The organism is Shinella sp. HZN7 (genome assembly GCF_001652565.1).
Taxonomy (GTDB): Bacteria; Pseudomonadota; Alphaproteobacteria; order Rhizobiales; family Rhizobiaceae; genus Shinella; species Shinella granuli.
Map to the genome: position 1 here is coordinate 2,130,580 of NZ_CP015736.1, position 18,560 is coordinate 2,149,139.

Below are 18,560 nucleotides of genomic sequence, written 5' to 3' on the forward strand. Positions count from 1 at the left end.
TTACCCCTTCACGGCGCCGGCGGCGATGCCGCGGACGAAAAGGCGCCCCGACACGAAATAGACGATGAGCGGAACCGCGCCGGTGAGCAGGGTCGCGGCCATGTTGACGTTGTATTCCTTCACCCCCTGGACGGAGTTGACGATGTTGTTGAGCTGCACGGTCATCGGGTAGACCTCCGGACGGGTGAAGACGACGCCGAAGAGGAAGTCGTTCCAGATGCCGGTGATCTGCAGGATCATCGCGACGACGAAGATCGGCAGCGACATGGGCAGCATGATGCGCAGGTAGATCTGCCAGAAGCCCGCCCCGTCGATGCGCGCCGCCTTGAACAGTTCTTCCGGCAGGGCGGAGAAATAGTTGCGGAAGAGCAGTGTCAGGATCGGCATGCCGAAGATGGTGTGCACGATGACGAGGCCGGTCAGCGTGCCGTAGATGCCCATTTCGCGCAGCACGATGACGATCGGATAGATCATCACCTGATAGGGGATGAAGGCCCCGACGATGAGGATGGTGAAGAAGATGTCCGCGCCCCTGAACTTCCAGTTGGCCAGCGCATAGCCGTTGACCGAGGCGACGAGGATGGAGATCAGCGTCGAGGGCACGGTGATGCGCACGGAGTTCCAGAAGCCGCGCGACAGGCCGTCGCAGTTGAGGCCCGTGCAGGCGCTGGCCCAGGCCTTCGCCCAGGGTTCGAAGGTGATTTCCAGCGGCGGCGAGAAGATGTTGCCGAGGCGGATTTCCGGCATGCCCTTCAGCGAGGTGACGATCATCACGTAGAGCGGCAGCAGGTAATAGAGCGCCGCGACGATAAGCGTGCCGTAGAGCATGATGTTGCGGCCGGAAAGCGCGCGGCGGGGTTTGGCGCCCCAGGGTTCGGCTTTCGACGCGGCGGCGGGGGCGGATTTGAGAGCAACGCTGTCAGACACGCTTGCGCCCTCCGAATTCGAGATAGGCCCAGGGGACGATGATGATGGCGACCGTGACGAGCATCATGGTGGAGGCGGCAAAGCCCTGGCCGAGGTTCTGCGCCTGGAACATGTAGTCGTAGACATATTTCGCCGGCACTTCGGAGGCGATGCCCGGCCCGCCGCTCGTCTGCGCCACCACGAGGTCGTAGACCTTGACGATGCCGCTCGCGATGATGACGAGCGTGGTGATGAAGACGGGGCGCATCATCGGGATGATGATGAAGAGATAGGTCTTCCACATCGGGATGCCGTCGACGCGCGCGGCCTTCCAGATGTCCTCGTCGATGCCGCGCAGGCCCGCCAGCAGCAGGCACATGACGAGCCCGGTGCCCTGCCAGAGGCCGGCGATCAGGACGCCGTAGATGACGATGTCGGCATTGTAGAGCGGATCGAAGGTGAAACTCGTCCAGCCGAGCGCGCGCACGACGGACTGCACGCCGAACTCCGGGTTGAGGATCCACTGCCAGACGAGGCCGGTGACGATGAAGGAGAGCGCGAAGGGATAGAGGAAGATCGTGCGGAAGGTGTTTTCGAAACGGATCTTCTGGTCCATCAGCGCCGCCAGCACGAAACCCATCACCAGGCTGAAGACCAGCGTCAGCGCGCCGTAGATCGCCAGGTTCTGGATCGAGACGATCCAGCGCGGCGCGTCCCACAGGCGTTCGTACTGGTCGAGACCGACGAAATTCGCCCGCGGCAGCAGCTTCGAATTGGTGAACGAATAGACGACCGTCCAGGTCGTGCCGCCGAGAAAGATGACGACGGCGGTGAGCATCATCGGAATGGAGGCAATCTTGGAACTGAGATTGCGCAGCAGTCTACGGGGACGACCGGTGTGTGCCTGGCCCGTCATGGGTCACTTCCTCCTTGGTCTCGATCAGGGGCAGCGCCCAGGGGGCGCCGCCTGGCCGGCGGCGAACCGCCGGCCGATGCCTTCTCCCGCAATTCCGCATGCAAGGCCGCCGCGCAGCCGTGCTGGAACTGCCCGCCTGATCAGTCCGCCGACGCGATGATGGCGGCGAAACGCTTCTGCGCGTCTTCCGGCGTCATCGAGGGATTGGCGAAGAATTCGGAGAAGAGATCCTCCTTCTGCTTCTGGCTGTCGGCCGAAAGCAGTTGGTCGGTGCCCTCGATCACGTTGCCCTTGGCGAGGATGTCGAGGCCCTTCTTCATGCAGTCGTTCGCCGCGGCGAGGTCGACGTCGCCGCGCACGGGCAGCGAACCCTTCTTGAGGTTGAAGGCGACCTGGGTGGCCGGTGCGAGCAGCGTGGAGGCCAGCACCTCCTGCGCCTTGGATTTCTCCTCGTCCGCCAGAACCGGGAAATAGAAGGCGTCGCCGCCCGTCGATATGACCTCGTTCACGCCGAGGCCCGGAAGGCAGGTATAGTCCTTGCCGGCGACCTTGCCGGCGAGCGCGAACTCGCCCTGCGCCCAGTCGCCCATGATCTGGCCGCCGGCCTTGCCGGTTATCACCATGTTGGTCGCCTGGTTCCAGTCCTGCACGTTGGTGCCCCTGGACATGCGCCGCGCATCCTCGGCCGCCTTGAAGACCCTGGCCATGTCGGGTCCCGCCGCGACGTCGGCATCCTTGTCCTTGAACACCTTGTTGAACGTGTCCTTGCCGGCGATGGCCACCATCAGCACGTCGAAGGCGCCGGCCGCCTGCCAGGCCTGCCCGCCGACGGCGAGCGGCACAATGCCGGCCTTCTCCAGCGCCGGCGCGGCGGCGACGAACTCGTCCCAGTTCTTCGGCACGGGCACGCCCGCCGTTTCGAACGCGGCGTTCGACAGCCACAGCCATTGCCAGGAATGGATGTTGACCGGCGCGCAATAGATCTTGCCGTCGACCGTGCAACTGTCGAGCAGGCTGGCCGGCTTGATGATCTCCTTCCAGTTCTCGCGCGTCGCCACGTCGGTGAGATCACGCAGCAGGCCGGCCTCGACCAGTTCCTCCGCCTGGCGTCCATGGTTGAATTGCGTGGCGCCCATCGGGTCTCCGCCGGTCAGCCGGCTGACCATGATCGGGCGGGCCGTGCTGCCGGCGCCGGCGATCGCACCGTCGATCCACTTGTTGCCCGTGGCGTCGAACGCCTTCGCGAACTCGGCGACCGCCGCGGCCTCCCCGCCGGACGTCCACCAATGGGTCACCTCCAGGTCGGTCGCATAGGCGGCGGCGGACGGCAGGACCACGGTCGCTGCCAGCGCAGCAGCCATAAAGCGCATTTTCATGAGTCTCCTCCCTCACTGAAACGTTGCAGTAAAAACGTAGCCCAATCGATTTCATCGTGCAACGGGGGTCGAGGCACAAAATCGGTTTTTCCTCCATGTGCCGGTTCTTTGGTGCAAAATGGGCGACGCAAAAAGAGCGGCACGCCATCAAACCCGTCGTGAAATTGCGAGTTAATGGTTTGAATTTCCTTGAATATAAGCAGAGAAAAGAAAACACGACCCAAGCCATTTTTCGCAGATGCATAATTTATGACTTTGCGGCGCAATACAGGCCTGATTGCCCTCCCGGGCGACTGACGATGCACTTTTCACTCGACAAAACGCCTGCATCGTTACAGCTTCAAGCGATCGATCGTGAGGGAGTGGCGGGCGAGGGTAAAAAATGTATAACCGGTCCAAGGGGCGCAGAGGTGACAGGCAGGGGATGGACAAGACGATGAGCGAGGGCCCGGCGGCGGCACTTCCGCATCCGAGCGAGCGGCCGACGCTGAAGACGATCGCCTTCATGACCGGTCTCGGCATCACCACCGTTTCGCGGGCGCTCAAGGATGCGCCTGATATCGGCGCGGAGACGAAGGAGCGCGTGCGCCTCGTCGCGCGCCAGATCGGCTACCAGCCGAACCGCGCCGGCGTGCGCCTTCGGACCGGCAAGACGAACGTCATCAGCCTGATCCTCAGCCTGGAAGAGGAGATCATGGGCCTGACCAGCCCCATGGTCATCGGCATTTCGGAAGTCCTCGCCACGACGCAATACCATCTCGTGGTGACGCCCTACCGGGCGCAGGGCAATGCGCTGGATCCGGTGCGCTACGTGCTGGAGACGGGGGCGGCCGACGGCGTGATCATCTCGCGCACCGAACCGAAGGACCCGCGCGTCGCGCTGATGATGGAGCGCAACTTTCCCTTCGCCACGCACGGGCGCACGGAAATGGGCCTCATCCATCCCTACCACGATTTCGACAACGAGCGTTTTGCCTATGAGGCCGTGCGCAAACTGGTGGAGCGCGGCCGCAAGCGGCTGATCCTGCTGCAGCCGCCGCCCTATCTCACCTTCTACCTGCACATGCGGGCGGGGTTCGAAAAGGGCATCCGCGATTTCGGCGCGATGGCCCTGCCCTTCAACCAGGTGAATCTCGACAACAATCTCGTCGACATCCGCAAGGCCGCCGAATCCCTGTTCAGCGCGCCGGACGGGCCGGACGGCATCGTCTCGGGCAGCGGCGGCGGCGCGGTAGCGCTGATCGCCGCGCTGGAGGCGAAGGGCCGCAAGCTCGGCCACGACATCGACATGGTGTCGAAGGAGCCGCACATGTTCCTGCAATGGCTGCGGCCGGAGGTCGTGACCATGCGCGAGGACATCCGCCTTGCCGGCCGGGAACTCGCCAAGGCCGTCATCGGCCGCATCGAGGGGACGGCGGCCGCGGAATTGCAGACGCTGAGCTATCCGATCCCGACAGAAGGATGAGACCGGGCTCCCGCCTTTCGGCCAGCGGCAAGTCCCGCCCCTCACCTGCCTGCCGGCATCCTCTCCCCGCAAGCGGGGCGAGGAAGGCTGGGCGAACCGGTTTCCTCCCTTCGGCAGAATGAAGGAAAACGGTTCGGCACCCCCTTCTCCCCGCTTGCGGGGAGAAGGTCCCGGCAGGGGGATGAGGGGCAGATCCATAACATCGAAAGCAAACGGCCCGGTCTTGGACCGGGCCGTCTGTTGGCGTCAACCGTTGAGGCCGGAGCCCCACGGGCCGTGATGGCTGTCGGCGCCGTCGACGCGGTCGAAGCCGTGGGCGCCGAAGAAGTCGCGCTGGGCCTGGATGACGTTGGCCGTGCCGCGGGCGCGGCGGTAGCTGTCGAAATAGCCAAGCGCCGAGGCGAGCGCCGGGACCGGCAGGCCATGCAGCGCGGCAGCGGCGACGACGCGGCGCAGCGCCCCGTCGGTTTCCTTGACCATGGCGGCAAAGGCCGGGGTGACGATGAGGTTCGCCGCATCCGGCGCCTTGGTGAAGGCGCTGGTGATCTCGTCGAGGAACTGCGAGCGGATGATGCAGCCGGCGCGCCAGATCTTGGCGATGGTCGGCATCGGCAGGTTCCAGCCATATTCCTTCGAGGCGGCGGACATCACCGCAAAGCCTTGCGCATAGGCGCCGATCTTGCCGGCGAGCAGCGCGCTTTCGAGGTCCTTGACGAAGGCGGCCTTGTCGGCGACCTCAAGTGCCGGCACGTCCGGCAGGCCGAGGATCTTTTCGGCGGCTTCGCGCTCCGTCTTGAACGAGGAGATCGAACGGGCGGCGACGGCGGCCTCGATGCCGGTCGCCGGCACGCCCATGTTCTGCGCCTCGATGGCGGACCATTTTCCCGTGCCCTTCTGGCCGGCCTTGTCGAGGATCATGTCGACGATCGGGTTGCCGCTGATCGGGTCCTTGGCGGCAAGCACCTTCTCGGTGATCTCGATGAGATAGGATTCAAGGCGCCCCTTGTTCCATTCGCCGAAGACGGCGCTGATCTCGGAGGCGCTCATCTTCAGGCCGTCGCGCAGGATGCCGTAGATCTCGGCGATCATCTGCATGTCGGCATATTCGATGCCGTTGTGGATGGTCTTGACGAAATGGCCGGCGCCGTTCTCACCGAGCCAGGCGACGCAGGGCTCGTCCTTGTACTTGGCGGCGATCGAGGTCAGCACCTTCTCGACGCGCGTCCACGAATCCTCCGTGCCGCCGACCATGATGGAGGGGCCGTGACGTGCGCCCTCCTCACCGCCGGAAACGCCCATGCCGATGAAGGTGAGGCCGCTGTCCTTCAGCGCATCGAAGCGGCGCATCGTGTCGCGGAAATTCGCGTTGCCGGCATCGATCATGATGTCGTTCTGTTCGAGATAGGGGCGCAGCAGATCCATCTGCTGGTCGACCGCGGCGCCGGCCTGGATCATGATGATGATCGGCCGCGGCGGGCGGATGGCGGCGACGAACTCTTCGATCGTCTCGCAGGGCACGATCTGGCCCTGGAGCGCGCCGGCCTCTTCATAGAACTCCTTCGTGCGCGCCACCGTGCGATTGAAGACCGCGATCTTGTTGCCCTTTTCGGCAATGTTGAGCGCAAGGTTGGACCCCATCACGCCGAGACCGATGAGACCGATTTCCGCCTGTGCCACGTTCATACCTCCGTAGGATGGCGCGGCGTGGGATGCTTCCGGACCCATGCCGGAAACGCCGCGCAGAAAGAGAGTGAGGAGCTCCGCTCCAGCGGTGGTGTTTTGGCATTCAAATCGATTTACGACAAGGGATTGTTTGGCTTCGGCGGGATTTTCACCGCCACTTGCATGGTTTCTATGACCCCATATCCGCGCGCCGTCAGCGCTGCGGCTTGTCGTCGCCATCGTCGAGGACACGCCAGGCGGCGCCCTCGACATCGTCATACTGCCCGCTCTTCAAAGACCAGAGGAAGGCGGCGAGCCCGAGCCCGCCGAGGAAGAGCGCGATGGGGATGAGGAAGATCAGCGTGTTCATGCCGCGCGCACCAGGACATCGGCCGGACGGGCCTCGTCCGCCGCCCGCGCGGCGAAGGCCGGCATCTGCCCGCGCAGGCGCAGCGAGTTCACCACGACGATGATCGACGAGGTCGACATGGCGATGGCGGCGATCAGCGGCGTCGCGTGGCCGAGGATGGCGATCGGCACGGCAATGACATTGTAGCCGATGGCGAGCGCGAAATTCTGCCGGATGAGCCGGCCGGCACGGCAGGCGGTCTCATGCGCGAAGGGCACGGCCTCCAGGCTCTCGTGCAGGAAGACGAAGTCCGCCGCCTGCCGGCCGACATCCGCCGCCGTCGCCGGGGCGATGGAGACGTGGGCGGCGGCGAGCGCCGGCGCATCGTTGATGCCGTCGCCGACCATCAGCACGCGATGGCCGGTGGCCGCCCGTTCGGCGACCGCTTCCGTCTTCTCACGCGGCGACAGCGCCGCACGCCAACGGGCAATGCCGAGCAGGCCGGCAATGCGGGCGACCGCGGGGGCGCGGTCGCCGGAAAGGATCGCCATCGCGATATGCGCGCGCTTCAACGTGGCGACGGCCTCGCCTGCCCCGGCCCGCAGGGTATCCTCGAAACGGAAGGTTTCCAGCACCTTGCCATCGCGCGACAGCACGACCTCGGAGAGCCCGTGCTCCTCTTCCCCGGCCGCGGCGCTGCCGCCGGCGAAGGCGCGGTTGCCGAGGCGATAGAGGCCCTGGGGCGTCTCGGCCTCAAGGCCGCCGCCGGCCACTTCCGTCACGCTTTCGACAAGCGGCAGCGGCCCCGGCCAGGCGCCCGCCAGTGCCATCGACAGCGGGTGGCGCGAATGGGCGGCGAGCGCCGCGGCCAGCGCGAGATGGGTGCGGTTGAGCCTTTCCCGATCGACGAGGCGCGGCTTGCCGAGCGTCAGGGTGCCGGTCTTGTCGAAGACGGCGGTGTCGATCTCGGCAAGGCGCTCCATGGCCGAACCGTCCTTGACCATCACGCCGCCGGCAAACAGGCGCCCCGCGGCCACCACCTGCACCACCGGCACGGCAAGGCCGAGCGCGCAGGGGCAGGTGATGATCAGCACCGCGATGGCGACGAGCATGGCATGCTTCCAGTCGCCGTCGTAAAAACCCCAGCCGAGGAAGGAGGCGAGCGCCAGCAGGTGCACGGCCGGCGAATAGATCTGCGCGGCGCGGTCGGCGATGCGGCGATAGCGCGCCCTTCCCCCTCGGCGGCCTCCATGAGGCCGATGACCTCCGACAGGAACGAATCGCGCGCCGTAGCGACGGCCTCGACGGTGAGCGAACCGGTGAGGTTCATCGCGCCCGCTTCCAGCCGCGTGCCCGGCACGGCGGCGAAGGGATCGCTCTCGCCGTTGACGATCGATCGGTCGATGTCGCTTGCGCCCGAAAGCACGCGGCAATCGACCGGGATGCGCTCGCCGGCGGCGATGGAAAGGTGTTCGCCGACGGCGATCTCCTCGACGGGCCGGTAGTCGCGGCTGCCGTCCGGCCGGATGACCATCGCCCCGCGCGGCGAAAGGCGGGCAAGGCCGGTGATGGCCGAGCGGGCGCGGTCGCGCATGACGTGGTCGAGCGTGCGGCCGATGAGCAGGAAGAAGAGCAGGCTCACCGTGGCGTCGAACCAGGCGTGCTCGGCGCTGTGCAGCGTTTCCCAGAGCGAGACGACATAGGAGAGCGTGATGGCGAGCGCGATGGGCACGTCCATGTTGGTGCGGCCGTGGCGCAGCGCATTCCAGGCCGACTGGTAGAAGAAGCGCCCGGCATAGATCAGCGTCGGGCCGGCGATCAGCGCGGAGATCCAGTGGAAGAGGTCGCGCGTCGCGGCCTCGGCACCCGACCAGACGGAGACCGAGAGCAGCATGATGTTCGTCGCCGCAAATCCCGAGACGGCGACGGCGCGGATCAACTGGTTGCGCAGCCGGTCGTCGCCTTCCGCCGCCAGCGAGAAGAGATGCGTGTCATAGCCCGTGGCGCGGATGGCGGCGGCGATCTCCTGCGGATCGGTGCGCCGGCCCGCGACCTCCTCCTTCCAGACCACCGAAACGCGGCGGGTGGAGAGGTTGACGCGCGCCCGCTCCACGGCCGGCAGCGCGTTCAGCGCGCCTTCGACGGTGGTGATGCAGGTGCCGCAATAGACGCCCGGCACGCTGAGATCGCTCTGGCGCAGGCCCTCGCCGACCGGGCGGCTCGCCAGCATCAGCTCCTCCGAGGAGGGCAGTGCCACGCGCTGCGCCTCGACGGCGCCTTCCGTGCCGGGTGCGCAGCAGCTCATTTCGCCCCTCCCGCAACGACTGTCCGCACGGTCTGGTGGAAGACCTTCTCGCCGTCGCGCTTCGTGCTGATATCGACGATCCACTGGCCGGCCGGCACCGGCCGGTCCGCCACGAACAGCCCCTCGCCCGCCGGCTCGAGCGCGACCGTGAAATCCTTGCGCTCGTCGACGGGCCGCTTGAAGACCGCCGAAACGTCGTCGGCGACAAGGGGGGCGCCCTTCGCATCGGTGACGCGGTAGGCGATGCGGCCTTCCTTCACGGTGAGGTCGCCCTCGATGCCGCTGGCCGCGAGCGCCCGCGCCTGCGCCACCTTGCCGTTGAACTGCTGGCTGGCGACATAGGTGTTGGGCACGACGAGGCCGCTCCAACTGTTCGAGGCATTCCAGGCCATGATCAGGTTGACCGTGATGATCGTGCCGAAGAACAGCACCATGACGCCCGCCATGTGCCAGCCGGTGAAGACGAATCCCTGTTCCTTGCGTTCCATGGCCATCACTTTGCTCCCGGCGTGTTGAAATTGGCGGAATAGACGTCGCGCTCGTGGCCCTGCCGGTCTTCCGCGACAATCTGGAAGCCTTCGGCCGCTTCTGCAAGCCGATCCTTCGGCAGGGTGACGAAAACACGCAGCGCCGTCACCTTGTCCGGATCGGCCGGCACGTCGACGCTGCGGCCGTCGGCGCTGTCATGGCCGGCGATCTTCATCGTTGCGCCGGGCATGCCCTCGATCGACACGGTGATGACGCGCGGCTCGGGAATCATGTTGAGCAGCTTCACCGCATAGCCGTTGCGGACCGAGCCGTCCGATTCGACGACGAACTGCGGATTGCGGTCGTGGATGACGTTGAGGTCCAGCCGGTCGCGCGAGAGGAGCGCGAAGAGCAGCGCCAGGCCCGCCAGCGACCAGACGCCGAAATAGAGCAGCGTGCGCGGGCGGAAGATGATGCGCCAGTCGAAATGCCGGATCTTGCCGTCGAAGGCGCCATCGGCACCGCGCACGCGCTTCGGATCGACCGGCACGGTGCCGCCCGCCGTGGCGAGCGCCATGTTGGCCGAATAGTCCGACAGCGTGGCATAGGCGATGAGGCCGCGCTCCTTGCCGATCTTGTCCATCACGTTATCGCAGGCATCGATGCACAGCGCGCAGGTGATGCATTCGAGCTGCTGGCCGTCGCGGATGTCGATGCCCATGGGACAGACGACGACGCAGGCATTGCAGTCGACGCAGTCGCCGACGCTCTCGCCGGCGGCGATCGCCTTCTTGGCATGGCGGGTGCGCGGCTCGCCGCGCCAGTCGTTGTAGGTGACGACCAGCGAGCTCTCGTCGAGCATCGCCGCCTGGATGCGCGGCCAGGGGCACATATAGGTGCAGACCTGCTCGCGCATCAGCCCGCCGAAGATGTAGGTGGTCGCGGTCAGGATGGCGACGGTGATGTAGGCGACCGGCGGCGCCTTGAGCGTCGCGAAATTGACGAGCAGCGTCGGCGCGTCGGCAAAATAGAAGATCCAGGCGCCGCCCGTCGCCACCGCGATCACCAGCCAGACGGCGTGCTTGCTGACACGCTTCCAGACCTTGCCCAGCGTCCACGGCCCGGCATCGAGCTTCATGCGCGCATTGCGGTCGCCCTCGATCGCCCGTTCCACGACGAGGAAGAGATCGACCCAGACGGTCTGCGGACAGGCATAGCCGCACCAGGCGCGCCCGACGGCCGAGGTGACGAGGAAGAGCCCGAAGCCAGCCATGACGAGCAGCCCGGCGACGAAAAAGAATTCCTGCGGCCAGATCTCGATGAAGAAGAAATAGAAGCGGCGCCCGGCAAGGTCGATGAGCACGGCCTGGTCCGGCGCATGCGGCCCCCGGTCCCAGCGGATCCACGGCGTCAGGTAGTAGATGCCGAGCGTGATCAGCATCACCAGCCACTTGAACTGCCGGAAGCGACCTTCCGCCCGCTTGGGGAAGATCTTCTTGCGTTTTTCATAGAGCGGCTTGCGAACCTTCGCCGAATTGACGGGTTCCGCCTCATGGCGCTCGATGGAATTGTAGATCGTCGTGGTATTCTGCTGCATGTTTGCCGGCCGCACCTGTCGTTGTGCCGGCACAATGACGCCAACGACGGCCTCCATCGTTGATCTACGTCAAGTTTTGGATATGGCAGGGCGTGGCGGGTTGCCGCACGGAGAGGACACGATGACGGAGACCATCCTGGCGAAGCGCTACGGCGACTACCGCGAATATGCCGCGGCCGGCGCGCTCTCGGCCGTCATACGCTGTAGCTGGATGCACCATGCGCCGGAAGGCCCGCCCGCCCCGCGCATCGCCGTGGTGCCGGATGGCTGCGTCGACCTGCTGTGGACGGAAGCCGGTTTCCTCATTGCCGGGCCGGACCGCACGGCCGCCTTTCCAAGGCTCCGGCCGGGCGAGACGATCCTCGGGCTGCGCCTGCGCCCCGGCATCGCGCGCCACCTGCTGCGCTGCGACCTCGACGCGCTGACCGGCAAGGTCGTGCCTCTCGCCGATATCCGCGCGCACGGGCTGAGCGCCCACCACGATCGCCTGCTTGCAGCTTCCGGCCCGCGGCAAAGGCTGCGGCTTCTTCAGGCGCTTTTCGCGGCCGGGATGGCAGAGCTGCCTGCCCTGCGGCCCGACGCCGCGGCCCTGCATGCGCTCGGCGCAAGCCGGCCGCCGGACGCCATCGCCGCCGAGATCGGCGTGACGACGCGCACGCTGCGGCGCATCAGCATCGCCGAGTTCGGCTACGGGCCGAAGACGCTGGCCCGCATCCTCCGGCTGCAGGACCTGCTCGGCCGGATCGCAAGCCCCGCGGCCTCCCTCGCCGGCCTTGCCGCCGAGGCGGGCTTTGCCGACCAGGCGCACATGAACCGGGAGGTGCTGGCGCTGACCAGCCTGACGCCCGGCGAGATCCGGCGGCAGATGCGCGGCTGACTGTCCGTTTTGTTCAAGACTTCGACGCGGGACCGCGTATCGTGGCACCGAATGGAGAAAGCCGATGACCACCCTGCCCGCCCGTATCATCCACCGCACCATCCGGCGCGACTGGCGCGCGGTCCACGCTTTTGCCGCCCGACCGGAAAACATGCCGCTCTGGGCCTCGGGCCTTGCCGCCGGGCTGACGCGCGACGGAGAGGACTGGATCGCCGATGGCGGGCCGATCGGCAATGTGCGCGTGCGCTTCGCCCCGCCCAACGATTTCGGCGTCGTCGACCACCGGGTGACGCTGCCGGACGGGCGCGTGGTGGACAATGCGCTGCGCATCGCGCCGAACGGCGACGGCGCGGAGGTGATGTTCCTGTTGCTGCGGCAACCGGATATGGACGACGAAGCCTTCGAGCGGGATGCGGCGCATATAGCGCAGGACCTCGAGACGCTGGCGGGGCTGATGGAAGACAAGGACGTGCAGGAATGAGCACCAGGGGCGCGGATCGCAAGATCGACTACATCGAGTTCAACGTCGCGGACATCGCGGCGAGCAAGGCCTTCTACGGCGGCGCCTTCGGCTGGACCTTCACCGATTACGGCCCGCAATACTGCGAGTTCCAGGACGGCCGCCTCACCGGCGGCTTCACGACGCTCGCCCCGGTCAACGCCAAGGGCGGCCCGCTCGTCATCCTCTTTGCCGATGCGCTGGAAGAGGTGCTGGAGCGGGTGACGGCGGCCGGCGGGACGATCGTCAAGCCGATCTTCGACTTTCCCGGCGGCCGGCGCTTCCAGTTCGCGGACCCCGACGGCTACGAGCTGGCGGTCTGGTCCGACCGCTGATGTGCCTGCCGTAACGTCAATGTGAACGGCCGGGCGCCTTTTACCGAACGAATTCAGGCTTTTTCAATAAGACGCTCCTAGTCAGGGCCTGCGATCAAAACGGACGCAGGCTTTTTCCATGTACAAAATCCTCGGCAAGGCATTGGCGGTCGGCGGTCTCTCGACACTGGCATCCCTCGCCATCAGCTTCGCCCTCGTGCCGCTCATGGGCGGCGAAGTGGCCGGCGCCGGCCTCGTCATGACCATCGTCTGCCCGGTCGCCATCTCCATTCCGGTCTCGATCCTGCATTTCTACCAGGCGGACCGGCTGCGCGCCGCCAATGCCGCCCTCGCCTGTGCCAAGGACGACCTTGCGCAAGCCTATGCCCGCCTCAAGCACCAGGCGCAGCGCGACGCGCTGACGGGCGTGCTCAACCGCGCGACCTTCATGGCCGAGCTCCAGGCCCACAGCCGCGGCGGCCGTTCCGGTGGCCTGCTCTTCCTCGACCTCGATCACTTCAAGTCCGTCAACGACCGTTTCGGCCATGCCGCCGGCGACGAGGCACTGCGCCTCGTCGGGGCGGTGCTGCACGACCTTACGGGCAGGAACGACCTTGTCGGCCGGCTCGGCGGCGAGGAGTTCGCCGTCTTCCTCGACGAGGCCTCGCCGGCGCACATGCTCGACCATTCCCAGACGATCCGCGAGGCGGTGGAGGCGATCAACCTCCACGCGCCGTCGGGCGTGCGGATCGCGCTCGGCATCAGCATCGGCGTCTTCCATTGCGCGCCGCGCTTCGATCCCGTCGAGGCGCTCGCGGCCGCCGACCGCAACCTCTACCGTGCGAAATCGATGGGCCGGAACACGGTCGTCGCCTGAGCGCCATGCCGCCAGCCGGATTGCCCGAAAAAGAAAAGGCCGCGGTTTCCGCGGCCTTCGTCGTTTGAGAGGTCCGGCGCTACTCGCCGCCGCCCAGCGAATGCACGAAGACGGCAAGCTGCTTGACGGCCGGATCGCCGAGGCGGGGAAGCCAGGCGGGCATGACGCCGTGCTTCGGCGAACGGACCTGCTGGGCGATGGCGGCCTCGCCCTCGCCCTTCAGCCAGATGGCGTCGGCAAGGTTCGGGGCGCCCATCTCGCGGTTGCCCCTGGCGTCATCGCCGTGGCAGGCGGCGCAGTTGTCGGCGAAGATCTGCTTGCCGGGCTCGACGAGGCCGGCATTCGACGGCGTGCCCGTCAGGCTGACCACATAGGCCGCGACCTGCTTGATCTCCTCCGGCTGGAGGATATCGCCATAGGCCGGCATGTCCGAGATGCGGGTCTCGTCGTCGCCGGCATGGCGGATGCCGTGGGCGATCGTGTGGTAGATGTCGTCCACCGTGCCGCCCCAGACCCAGTCGTCGTCGTTGAGGTTGGGGAAGCCCGCCGCACCGGCCGCGCCCGAACCGTGGCACTGGGCGCAGTTGACCTTGAAGGCCGAGGCGCCGCCGGCGATCGCGAACTGCGAGAGCTGCGGGTCGGCCATGATCTCCTGCAGGGAGGATTTGGCGATGCGGTCGACGAAGCCGGCCTGCGCCTGCTTGGCCTCGGCCAGCTCGACGGCGACATTGGCGCGGCTCGACCAGCCGAGCATGCCGGTCGTCGCATCGGAGATCAGCGGCCAGGCCGGAAAGGCGATCGTGTAACCGACCGCCCAGACGATCGTGGCGTAGAACGTCCAGACCCACCAGCGCGGCATCGGGTTGTTCAGTTCGCGGATGCCGTCCCATTCGTGGCCGGTGGTTTCGACGCCCGAGATTTCGTCAATGTGTTTCTCGGCCATGATCAGTCCTCCTTGAGAGGGATTTCAGCGGCCCGTTCGGCCGCCTTGCGGGCGCCGGGGCGAAGGGTGAAGACGACGACGGCGAGGAAGAACAGCGTCATGGCGAGCAGTCCCCAACTGTCGGCGAAGTGCCGCATGGCGGTATAGGTTTCCATGGGCGTCCTCCTCAGCGGTAACCGGCGGCGTCGTCATAGGTGGAGAAGTCCACCAGCGTGCCGAGCATCTGCAGATAGGCGACGAGCGCATCCATTTCGGTGAGCTTTGCCGGGTCGCCGTCGAAATCGCCGAGCTTGGCCTTCGGGTAGCGGGCCTCGATGCCGGACGTATCGGCATTCGGGTCGGCCTGCGCCTTGAGGTCGGCCTCGGCGTTTTCGAGCATCTCGTCCGTATAGGGCACGCCGACGGCGCGGTTGGCCGACAGGTGCATCGAGACGTTCCGCACCTCCAATGGCGTTTCCTTGAGGAAGGAATAGCTCGGCATCACCGATTCCGGCACGACCGAGCGCGGCTCGATCAGGTGCTGGACGTGCCATTCGTTCGAATAGCGGTCACCCACGCGGGCAAGGTCCGGGCCGGTGCGCTTGGAGCCCCACTGGAACGGATGGTCGTACATCGATTCCGCCGCCAGCGAATAATGCCCGTAGCGCTCCACCTCGTCGCGGAACGGCCGGATCATCTGGCTGTGACAGGTATAGCAGCCCTCGCGGATGTAGATGTCGCGGCCGGCGAGCTCCAGCGGCGAATAAGGCCGCATGCCCTCCACCTTCTCGATGGTGTTCTCCAGGTAGAACAGCGGGGCGATCTCGACGATGCCGCCGATGGTGACAACGAAGAGCGAGCCGACGAGCAGAAGCGTCGCGTTGCGCTCGAGGATCGCGTGTTTGTCAAGAATGGACATCGGGTCCCTCCTATTCGGCCGGCTGCAGCTTCGGCGCGGCGCCCGGGATCGGGGCCTCGTCGCGCTGGTAGCCGAGGATTGTCATGGTCACGTTGTAGGCCATGATGAGCGCCCCCAGGAGGAACAGCCCACCGCCGACGGCGCGCAGCACGTAGTACGGGAACATGGCGGCGATCGTTTCGGCGAACGAATAGACCAGGAAGCCCTGCTCGTCGTATTCGCGCCACATCAGGCCCTGCTGGATGCCGGCGACCCACATGACGGCGGCGTAGACGACGATGCCGAGGGTGGCGAGCCAGAAGTGCCAGTTGACCATGCGGATCGAATAGAGCCGCTCGCGGTTCCACAGCTTCGGGACGAGGAAGTAGATCGCGCCGAAGGTGATGAGGCCGTTCCAGCCGAGCGCGCCCGAATGCACATGGCCGATGGTCCAGTCCGTATAGTGGCTGAGCGAGTTGACCGACTTGATCGACATCATCGGGCCTTCGAAGGTCGCCATGCCGTAGAAGGCGACGGCCATGACCATCATGCGCACGATCGGGTCGGTGCGGATCTTGTCCCAGGCGCCCGAGAGCGTCATCAGGCCGTTGATCATGCCGCCCCACGAGGGCATCCAGAGCATGATCGAGAAGACCATGCCGAGCGTCTGCGCCCAGTCGGGCAGCGCCGTATAGTGCAGGTGGTGCGGGCCGGCCCAGATATACATGAAGATCAGGGCCCAGAAGTGGATGATCGACAGGCGGTAGGAATAGACCGGACGGTTCACCTGCTTCGGGATGAAGTAGTACATCATGCCGAGGAAGCCGGCCGTCAGGAAGAAGCCCACGGCGTTGTGGCCGTACCACCACTGCGTCAGCGCATCCTGCACGCCGGAGAAGGCCGAATAGCTCTTCACGCCGAGGAACGAGACCGGGACGGCCAGGTTGTTGACGACGTGCAGCATGGCGATCGTGACGATGAACGACAGGAAGAACCAGTTCGCCACGTAGATGTGCGGCTCCTTGCGCGTCATGATCGTGCCGAGGAAGGCGATCAGATAGGCGACCCAGACGATGGTGAGCCAGATATCGACATACCATTCCGGCTCGGCATATTCCCGGCTCTGCGTGATGCCGAGCAGGTAGCCGGTGGCGGCCATGACGATGAAGAGCTGGTAGCCCCAGAACACGAACCAGCCGAGATTGCCGCCGAAGAGACGGGCGCGCGAGGTGCGCTGCACGACGTAGAAGGAGGTCGCGATCAGCGCGTTGCCGCCGAAGGCGAAGATCACCGCCGAGGTGTGCAGCGGACGCGTGCGGCCGAAATTGAGCCAGGGCTCGATGTTGAGATCGGGGAAGGCCAGTTGGAGCGCCACGACGACGCCGACCAGGAAGCCGACGACGCCCCAGAACACCGTCGCGATGACGCCGTACTTGACGACCTCGTCGAAGTATCCTTCGTCATCCTGCGATGATCCGGTCGCGACGGCCGGCGCGAAGGAGATGCGCCGGACCATGAAGAGCGTGCTGGCGAGCAGCACGAAGAAGAGGACCCACATATGGGCCTCGAAGAGCCTGTCCTGGGCAAACGCCGCGCCGAGCAGCGCGATGAACGCCCCCACGGCCAGGACGATCATTTCCGTTACATATTTCATCGTTGGCATCCCCCAACTCGTCAATTTCCCGCAACGGCCGGTTCCCTCGCGGAATCGGCCCTTGCGCTCGACTTGAGCCTTCGCAGATGCGGCCGGAAGCATCCTTGACTTGGATCAAGGCGAAGCGCGGTTGCCGGCGGCATCAAGGGACAGGTTGACGCAGCCGCGCGTCGAAACGCTCGCGGCACTCCCGAACCGAGGGAACAGGACATGACGGATTATACAGGGATCGCCCGGCTGCTTTCCGATCGCCCGACGGACGCCGTTTCGCTGGACTGGTTGAAGAAGGCCCATGACGCACAACTGACGCTCTGCTCGGCGCTGGAGGACATCGCCGACAGCCTGCCGGCAAACGTCAACCGGCAGAAATGCATGTACGCGGCCAAGTCGCTGATTCCGCTGGTCAACGGCATCCATCGCTATGAAGAGGAAACCGTCTTCCCCCTGCTGGAGCGCATGGCCTCCGGCGACCGGGAACTCATCGATTCCATCGCCCGGCTGAAGTTCGAGCATGTCGAGGACGAATGCTTTGCGGAGGAGCTGACCGACACGCTGACCCGGCTCGGCAGCGGCGACGGCACGGTGAACGCGGAAGCCGCGGGCTACATGCTCCGCGGCTTCTTCGAATCGATCCGGCGCCATATCGCCTTCGAACAGCAGTTCATGCTGCGCGGCACCGGCCTCACCTCCTGACGGATCAGGCGGCGAGCGGCCCCTGCTGCGCCGTTTCCTGCAGGACCAGAATGGCGCCGAGCACGTTTCCGGCCGCCGACAGGCAGGGCGTCATGCGGCAGCGCGTGATCGCCTGGCCGCGGCGCGGGGACACATAGTCGTATTCCACCACGTCGCCGGCGAAGCAATGGTCGAGATTGCGCTTCACGCGGCTCTCGAATCGCTGCACGCCGATGAACTCCACGATGTGCCGGCCGACGAGGTCTATGGGCTTCTCGCTGAAGCGTTCGGCATTGAGCGGGTTGGAATAGAGATAGCGGTAATCCGTCGTGATGACGGCGACGCGGTCGGGAAGGCTGTCGAGGATCGCCTCGTTGAGCAGCCCGTCCTCCGCCACACGCGGCGTGATGGCGGGACGCCCGGCCCCCGGCATGTCGATCCGGAAGGGCGCGGCGGCCTCCTCGGTCCCGAAATACCGATCCAGCAGCAGCTTGAAATGATGCGCCTGCCGGAGCACGCAGGCCTTGTCATCCGCCTCTTCCCGAAGCAGGTCCACCACGAATTGGAACTGGGAACGAAGTTCGGAAGCGTCGCTCGCCTCCTTCCGCAGCACGGCCGCCAGGGCCGGCTCGATTTCCCTGTCCAGCATGGAAACGAGCCTTTCGTTCCCGGCCCTCACGGCATGCTGGAGTTGTGAATACTTAAACCAGAACAACTCTACAAGAGCTTTCAATTCATGCTCCCCGAATTGCTGAAATCTACAGCAATTGCACCACTACACTATTTGAAATGTTCAGAAACGA

The 18,560-nt window shown here is 65.8% G+C and carries 18 protein-coding genes and 1 pseudogene; 6 read left to right on the plus strand and 13 right to left on the minus strand.

Annotation, left to right across the window (positions count from 1 at the left end):
* The 3 genes from shn_RS10275 to shn_RS10285 all read right to left on the minus strand — a co-directional run bounded on the left by shn_RS10275 (position 1) and on the right by shn_RS10285 (position 3,198).
* Positions 1–927 carry a carbohydrate ABC transporter permease gene (locus shn_RS10275; protein ID WP_064330315.1) on the minus strand — a complete coding sequence of 309 codons (927 nt, stop codon included), beginning with the start codon at positions 925–927 and terminating at the stop codon, positions 1–3.
* Positions 920–1,822 (minus strand): carbohydrate ABC transporter permease, encoded by a 903-nt coding sequence (locus shn_RS10280; RefSeq protein WP_064330316.1) that lies wholly within the window; start codon positions 1,820–1,822, stop codon positions 920–922. Before shn_RS10280 ends, shn_RS10275 begins: the two co-directional genes overlap by 8 nt.
* Before the next feature lie 140 nt (positions 1,823–1,962).
* On the minus strand, positions 1,963–3,198 hold the full coding sequence (locus shn_RS10285) for an ABC transporter substrate-binding protein (RefSeq protein ID WP_064330317.1): 1,236 nt from the start codon (positions 3,196–3,198) through the stop codon (positions 1,963–1,965).
* Between the two features lie 436 nt (positions 3,199–3,634).
* Between shn_RS10285 and shn_RS10290 the strand changes: the two genes are divergently transcribed.
* Positions 3,635–4,663: a LacI family transcriptional regulator gene (locus shn_RS10290; RefSeq protein ID WP_245337384.1), complete on the plus strand. Its 1,029-nt coding sequence runs from the start codon at positions 3,635–3,637 to the stop codon at positions 4,661–4,663.
* Positions 4,664–4,909: 246 nt separating this feature from the next.
* On the opposite strand, the gene gndA is transcribed toward shn_RS10290, so the two are convergent.
* The 5 genes and pseudogenes from gndA to ccoG form a co-directional block, all read right to left on the minus strand.
* A complete protein-coding gene (gene gndA / locus shn_RS10295; RefSeq protein WP_064332528.1) occupies positions 4,910–6,340 on the minus strand; it encodes an NADP-dependent phosphogluconate dehydrogenase in 1,431 nt (476 codons plus the stop codon).
* A gap of 199 nt (positions 6,341–6,539) precedes the next feature.
* On the minus strand, positions 6,540–6,695 hold the full coding sequence (ccoS, locus tag shn_RS10300) for a cbb3-type cytochrome oxidase assembly protein CcoS (RefSeq protein ID WP_064330319.1): 156 nt from the start codon (positions 6,693–6,695) through the stop codon (positions 6,540–6,542).
* Positions 6,692–8,979, minus strand: a pseudogene (locus shn_RS10305) (copper-translocating P-type ATPase). Before shn_RS10305 ends, ccoS begins: the two are co-directional and overlap by 4 nt.
* The gene (locus tag shn_RS10310) at positions 8,976–9,476 is read right to left on the minus strand and encodes a FixH family protein (RefSeq protein WP_371328594.1); all 501 of its coding nucleotides are present in this window, start codon (positions 9,474–9,476) and stop codon (positions 8,976–8,978) included. The pseudogene shn_RS10305 and the gene shn_RS10310 overlap by 4 nt, the downstream one beginning before the upstream one ends.
* Positions 9,473–11,044: a cytochrome c oxidase accessory protein CcoG gene (ccoG, locus tag shn_RS10315; protein ID WP_064332529.1), complete on the minus strand. Its 1,572-nt coding sequence runs from the start codon at positions 11,042–11,044 to the stop codon at positions 9,473–9,475. The genes shn_RS10310 and ccoG overlap by 4 nt, the downstream gene beginning before the upstream one ends.
* A 121-nt stretch (positions 11,045–11,165) precedes the next feature.
* Between ccoG and shn_RS10320 the strand changes: the two genes are divergently transcribed.
* From shn_RS10320 to shn_RS10335, 4 genes are all read left to right on the plus strand, one after another.
* Positions 11,166–11,921, plus strand: a complete 756-nt coding sequence (locus tag shn_RS10320) for an AraC family transcriptional regulator (protein ID WP_064330321.1) — start codon at positions 11,166–11,168, stop codon at positions 11,919–11,921.
* Between the two features lie 64 nt (positions 11,922–11,985).
* Positions 11,986–12,402, plus strand: coding sequence for a hypothetical protein (locus shn_RS10325; RefSeq protein WP_064330322.1), 417 nt, complete (start codon positions 11,986–11,988; stop codon positions 12,400–12,402).
* Positions 12,399–12,755 carry a VOC family protein gene (locus tag shn_RS10330; protein WP_064330323.1) on the plus strand — a complete coding sequence of 119 codons (357 nt, stop codon included), beginning with the start codon at positions 12,399–12,401 and terminating at the stop codon, positions 12,753–12,755. The genes shn_RS10325 and shn_RS10330 overlap by 4 nt, the downstream gene beginning before the upstream one ends.
* A 118-nt stretch (positions 12,756–12,873) precedes the next feature.
* Positions 12,874–13,611 carry a GGDEF domain-containing protein gene (locus shn_RS10335; protein ID WP_064330324.1) on the plus strand — a complete coding sequence of 246 codons (738 nt, stop codon included), beginning with the start codon at positions 12,874–12,876 and terminating at the stop codon, positions 13,609–13,611.
* A gap of 79 nt (positions 13,612–13,690) precedes the next feature.
* Here shn_RS10335 and ccoP read toward each other — a convergent pair whose 3' ends face one another.
* From ccoP to ccoN, 4 genes are read right to left on the minus strand one after another with little or no spacing between them, the layout of a single operon-like run.
* Positions 13,691–14,554: a cytochrome-c oxidase, cbb3-type subunit III gene (ccoP, locus tag shn_RS10340; RefSeq protein ID WP_064330325.1), complete on the minus strand. Its 864-nt coding sequence runs from the start codon at positions 14,552–14,554 to the stop codon at positions 13,691–13,693.
* Positions 14,555–14,556: 2 nt separating this feature from the next.
* Positions 14,557–14,709 (minus strand): CcoQ/FixQ family Cbb3-type cytochrome c oxidase assembly chaperone, encoded by a 153-nt coding sequence (locus tag shn_RS10345; protein WP_064330326.1) that lies wholly within the window; start codon positions 14,707–14,709, stop codon positions 14,557–14,559.
* Positions 14,710–14,720: 11 nt separating this feature from the next.
* Positions 14,721–15,452 carry a cytochrome-c oxidase, cbb3-type subunit II gene (gene ccoO / locus shn_RS10350; protein WP_064330327.1) on the minus strand — a complete coding sequence of 244 codons (732 nt, stop codon included), beginning with the start codon at positions 15,450–15,452 and terminating at the stop codon, positions 14,721–14,723.
* A gap of 10 nt (positions 15,453–15,462) precedes the next feature.
* Positions 15,463–17,085: a cytochrome-c oxidase, cbb3-type subunit I gene (ccoN, locus tag shn_RS10355; protein ID WP_064330328.1), complete on the minus strand. Its 1,623-nt coding sequence runs from the start codon at positions 17,083–17,085 to the stop codon at positions 15,463–15,465.
* Positions 17,086–17,295: 210 nt separating this feature from the next.
* Between ccoN and shn_RS10360 the strand changes: the two genes are divergently transcribed.
* The gene (locus tag shn_RS10360; protein ID WP_064330329.1) at positions 17,296–17,778 is read left to right on the plus strand and encodes a hemerythrin domain-containing protein; all 483 of its coding nucleotides are present in this window, start codon (positions 17,296–17,298) and stop codon (positions 17,776–17,778) included.
* Between the two features lie 4 nt (positions 17,779–17,782).
* On the opposite strand, the gene shn_RS10365 is transcribed toward shn_RS10360, so the two are convergent.
* Complete coding sequence (locus shn_RS10365; protein WP_084437910.1) at positions 17,783–18,406, minus strand: PAS domain-containing protein; 624 nt, start codon at positions 18,404–18,406, stop codon at positions 17,783–17,785.
* Positions 18,407–18,560: the final 154 nt, after the last annotated feature.

Excerpts from the sequence above, each read along its gene's own strand:
- shn_RS10280 (WP_064330316.1), bottom strand. The coding sequence starts at position 1,822 with ATGACGGGCCAGGCACACACCGGTCGTCCCCGTAGACTGCTGCGCAAT.
- shn_RS10285 (WP_064330317.1), bottom strand. The coding sequence starts at position 3,198 with ATGAAAATGCGCTTTATGGCTGCTGCGCTGGCAGCGACCGTGGTCCTG.
- shn_RS10290 (WP_245337384.1), top strand. The coding sequence starts at position 3,635 with ATGAGCGAGGGCCCGGCGGCGGCACTTCCGCATCCGAGCGAGCGGCCG.
- ccoS (WP_064330319.1), bottom strand. The coding sequence starts at position 6,695 with ATGAACACGCTGATCTTCCTCATCCCCATCGCGCTCTTCCTCGGCGGG.
- ccoG (WP_064332529.1), bottom strand. The coding sequence starts at position 11,044 with ATGCAGCAGAATACCACGACGATCTACAATTCCATCGAGCGCCATGAG.
- shn_RS10320 (WP_064330321.1), top strand. The coding sequence starts at position 11,166 with ATGACGGAGACCATCCTGGCGAAGCGCTACGGCGACTACCGCGAATAT.
- shn_RS10325 (WP_064330322.1), top strand. The coding sequence starts at position 11,986 with ATGACCACCCTGCCCGCCCGTATCATCCACCGCACCATCCGGCGCGAC.
- shn_RS10330 (WP_064330323.1), top strand. The coding sequence starts at position 12,399 with ATGAGCACCAGGGGCGCGGATCGCAAGATCGACTACATCGAGTTCAAC.
- shn_RS10335 (WP_064330324.1), top strand. The coding sequence starts at position 12,874 with ATGTACAAAATCCTCGGCAAGGCATTGGCGGTCGGCGGTCTCTCGACA.
- ccoP (WP_064330325.1), bottom strand. The coding sequence starts at position 14,554 with ATGGCCGAGAAACACATTGACGAAATCTCGGGCGTCGAAACCACCGGC.
- shn_RS10345 (WP_064330326.1), bottom strand. The coding sequence starts at position 14,709 with ATGGAAACCTATACCGCCATGCGGCACTTCGCCGACAGTTGGGGACTG.
- ccoO (WP_064330327.1), bottom strand. The coding sequence starts at position 15,452 with ATGTCCATTCTTGACAAACACGCGATCCTCGAGCGCAACGCGACGCTT.
- ccoN (WP_064330328.1), bottom strand. The coding sequence starts at position 17,085 with ATGAAATATGTAACGGAAATGATCGTCCTGGCCGTGGGGGCGTTCATC.
- shn_RS10360 (WP_064330329.1), top strand. The coding sequence starts at position 17,296 with ATGACGGATTATACAGGGATCGCCCGGCTGCTTTCCGATCGCCCGACG.
- shn_RS10365 (WP_084437910.1), bottom strand. The coding sequence starts at position 18,406 with ATGCTGGACAGGGAAATCGAGCCGGCCCTGGCGGCCGTGCTGCGGAAG.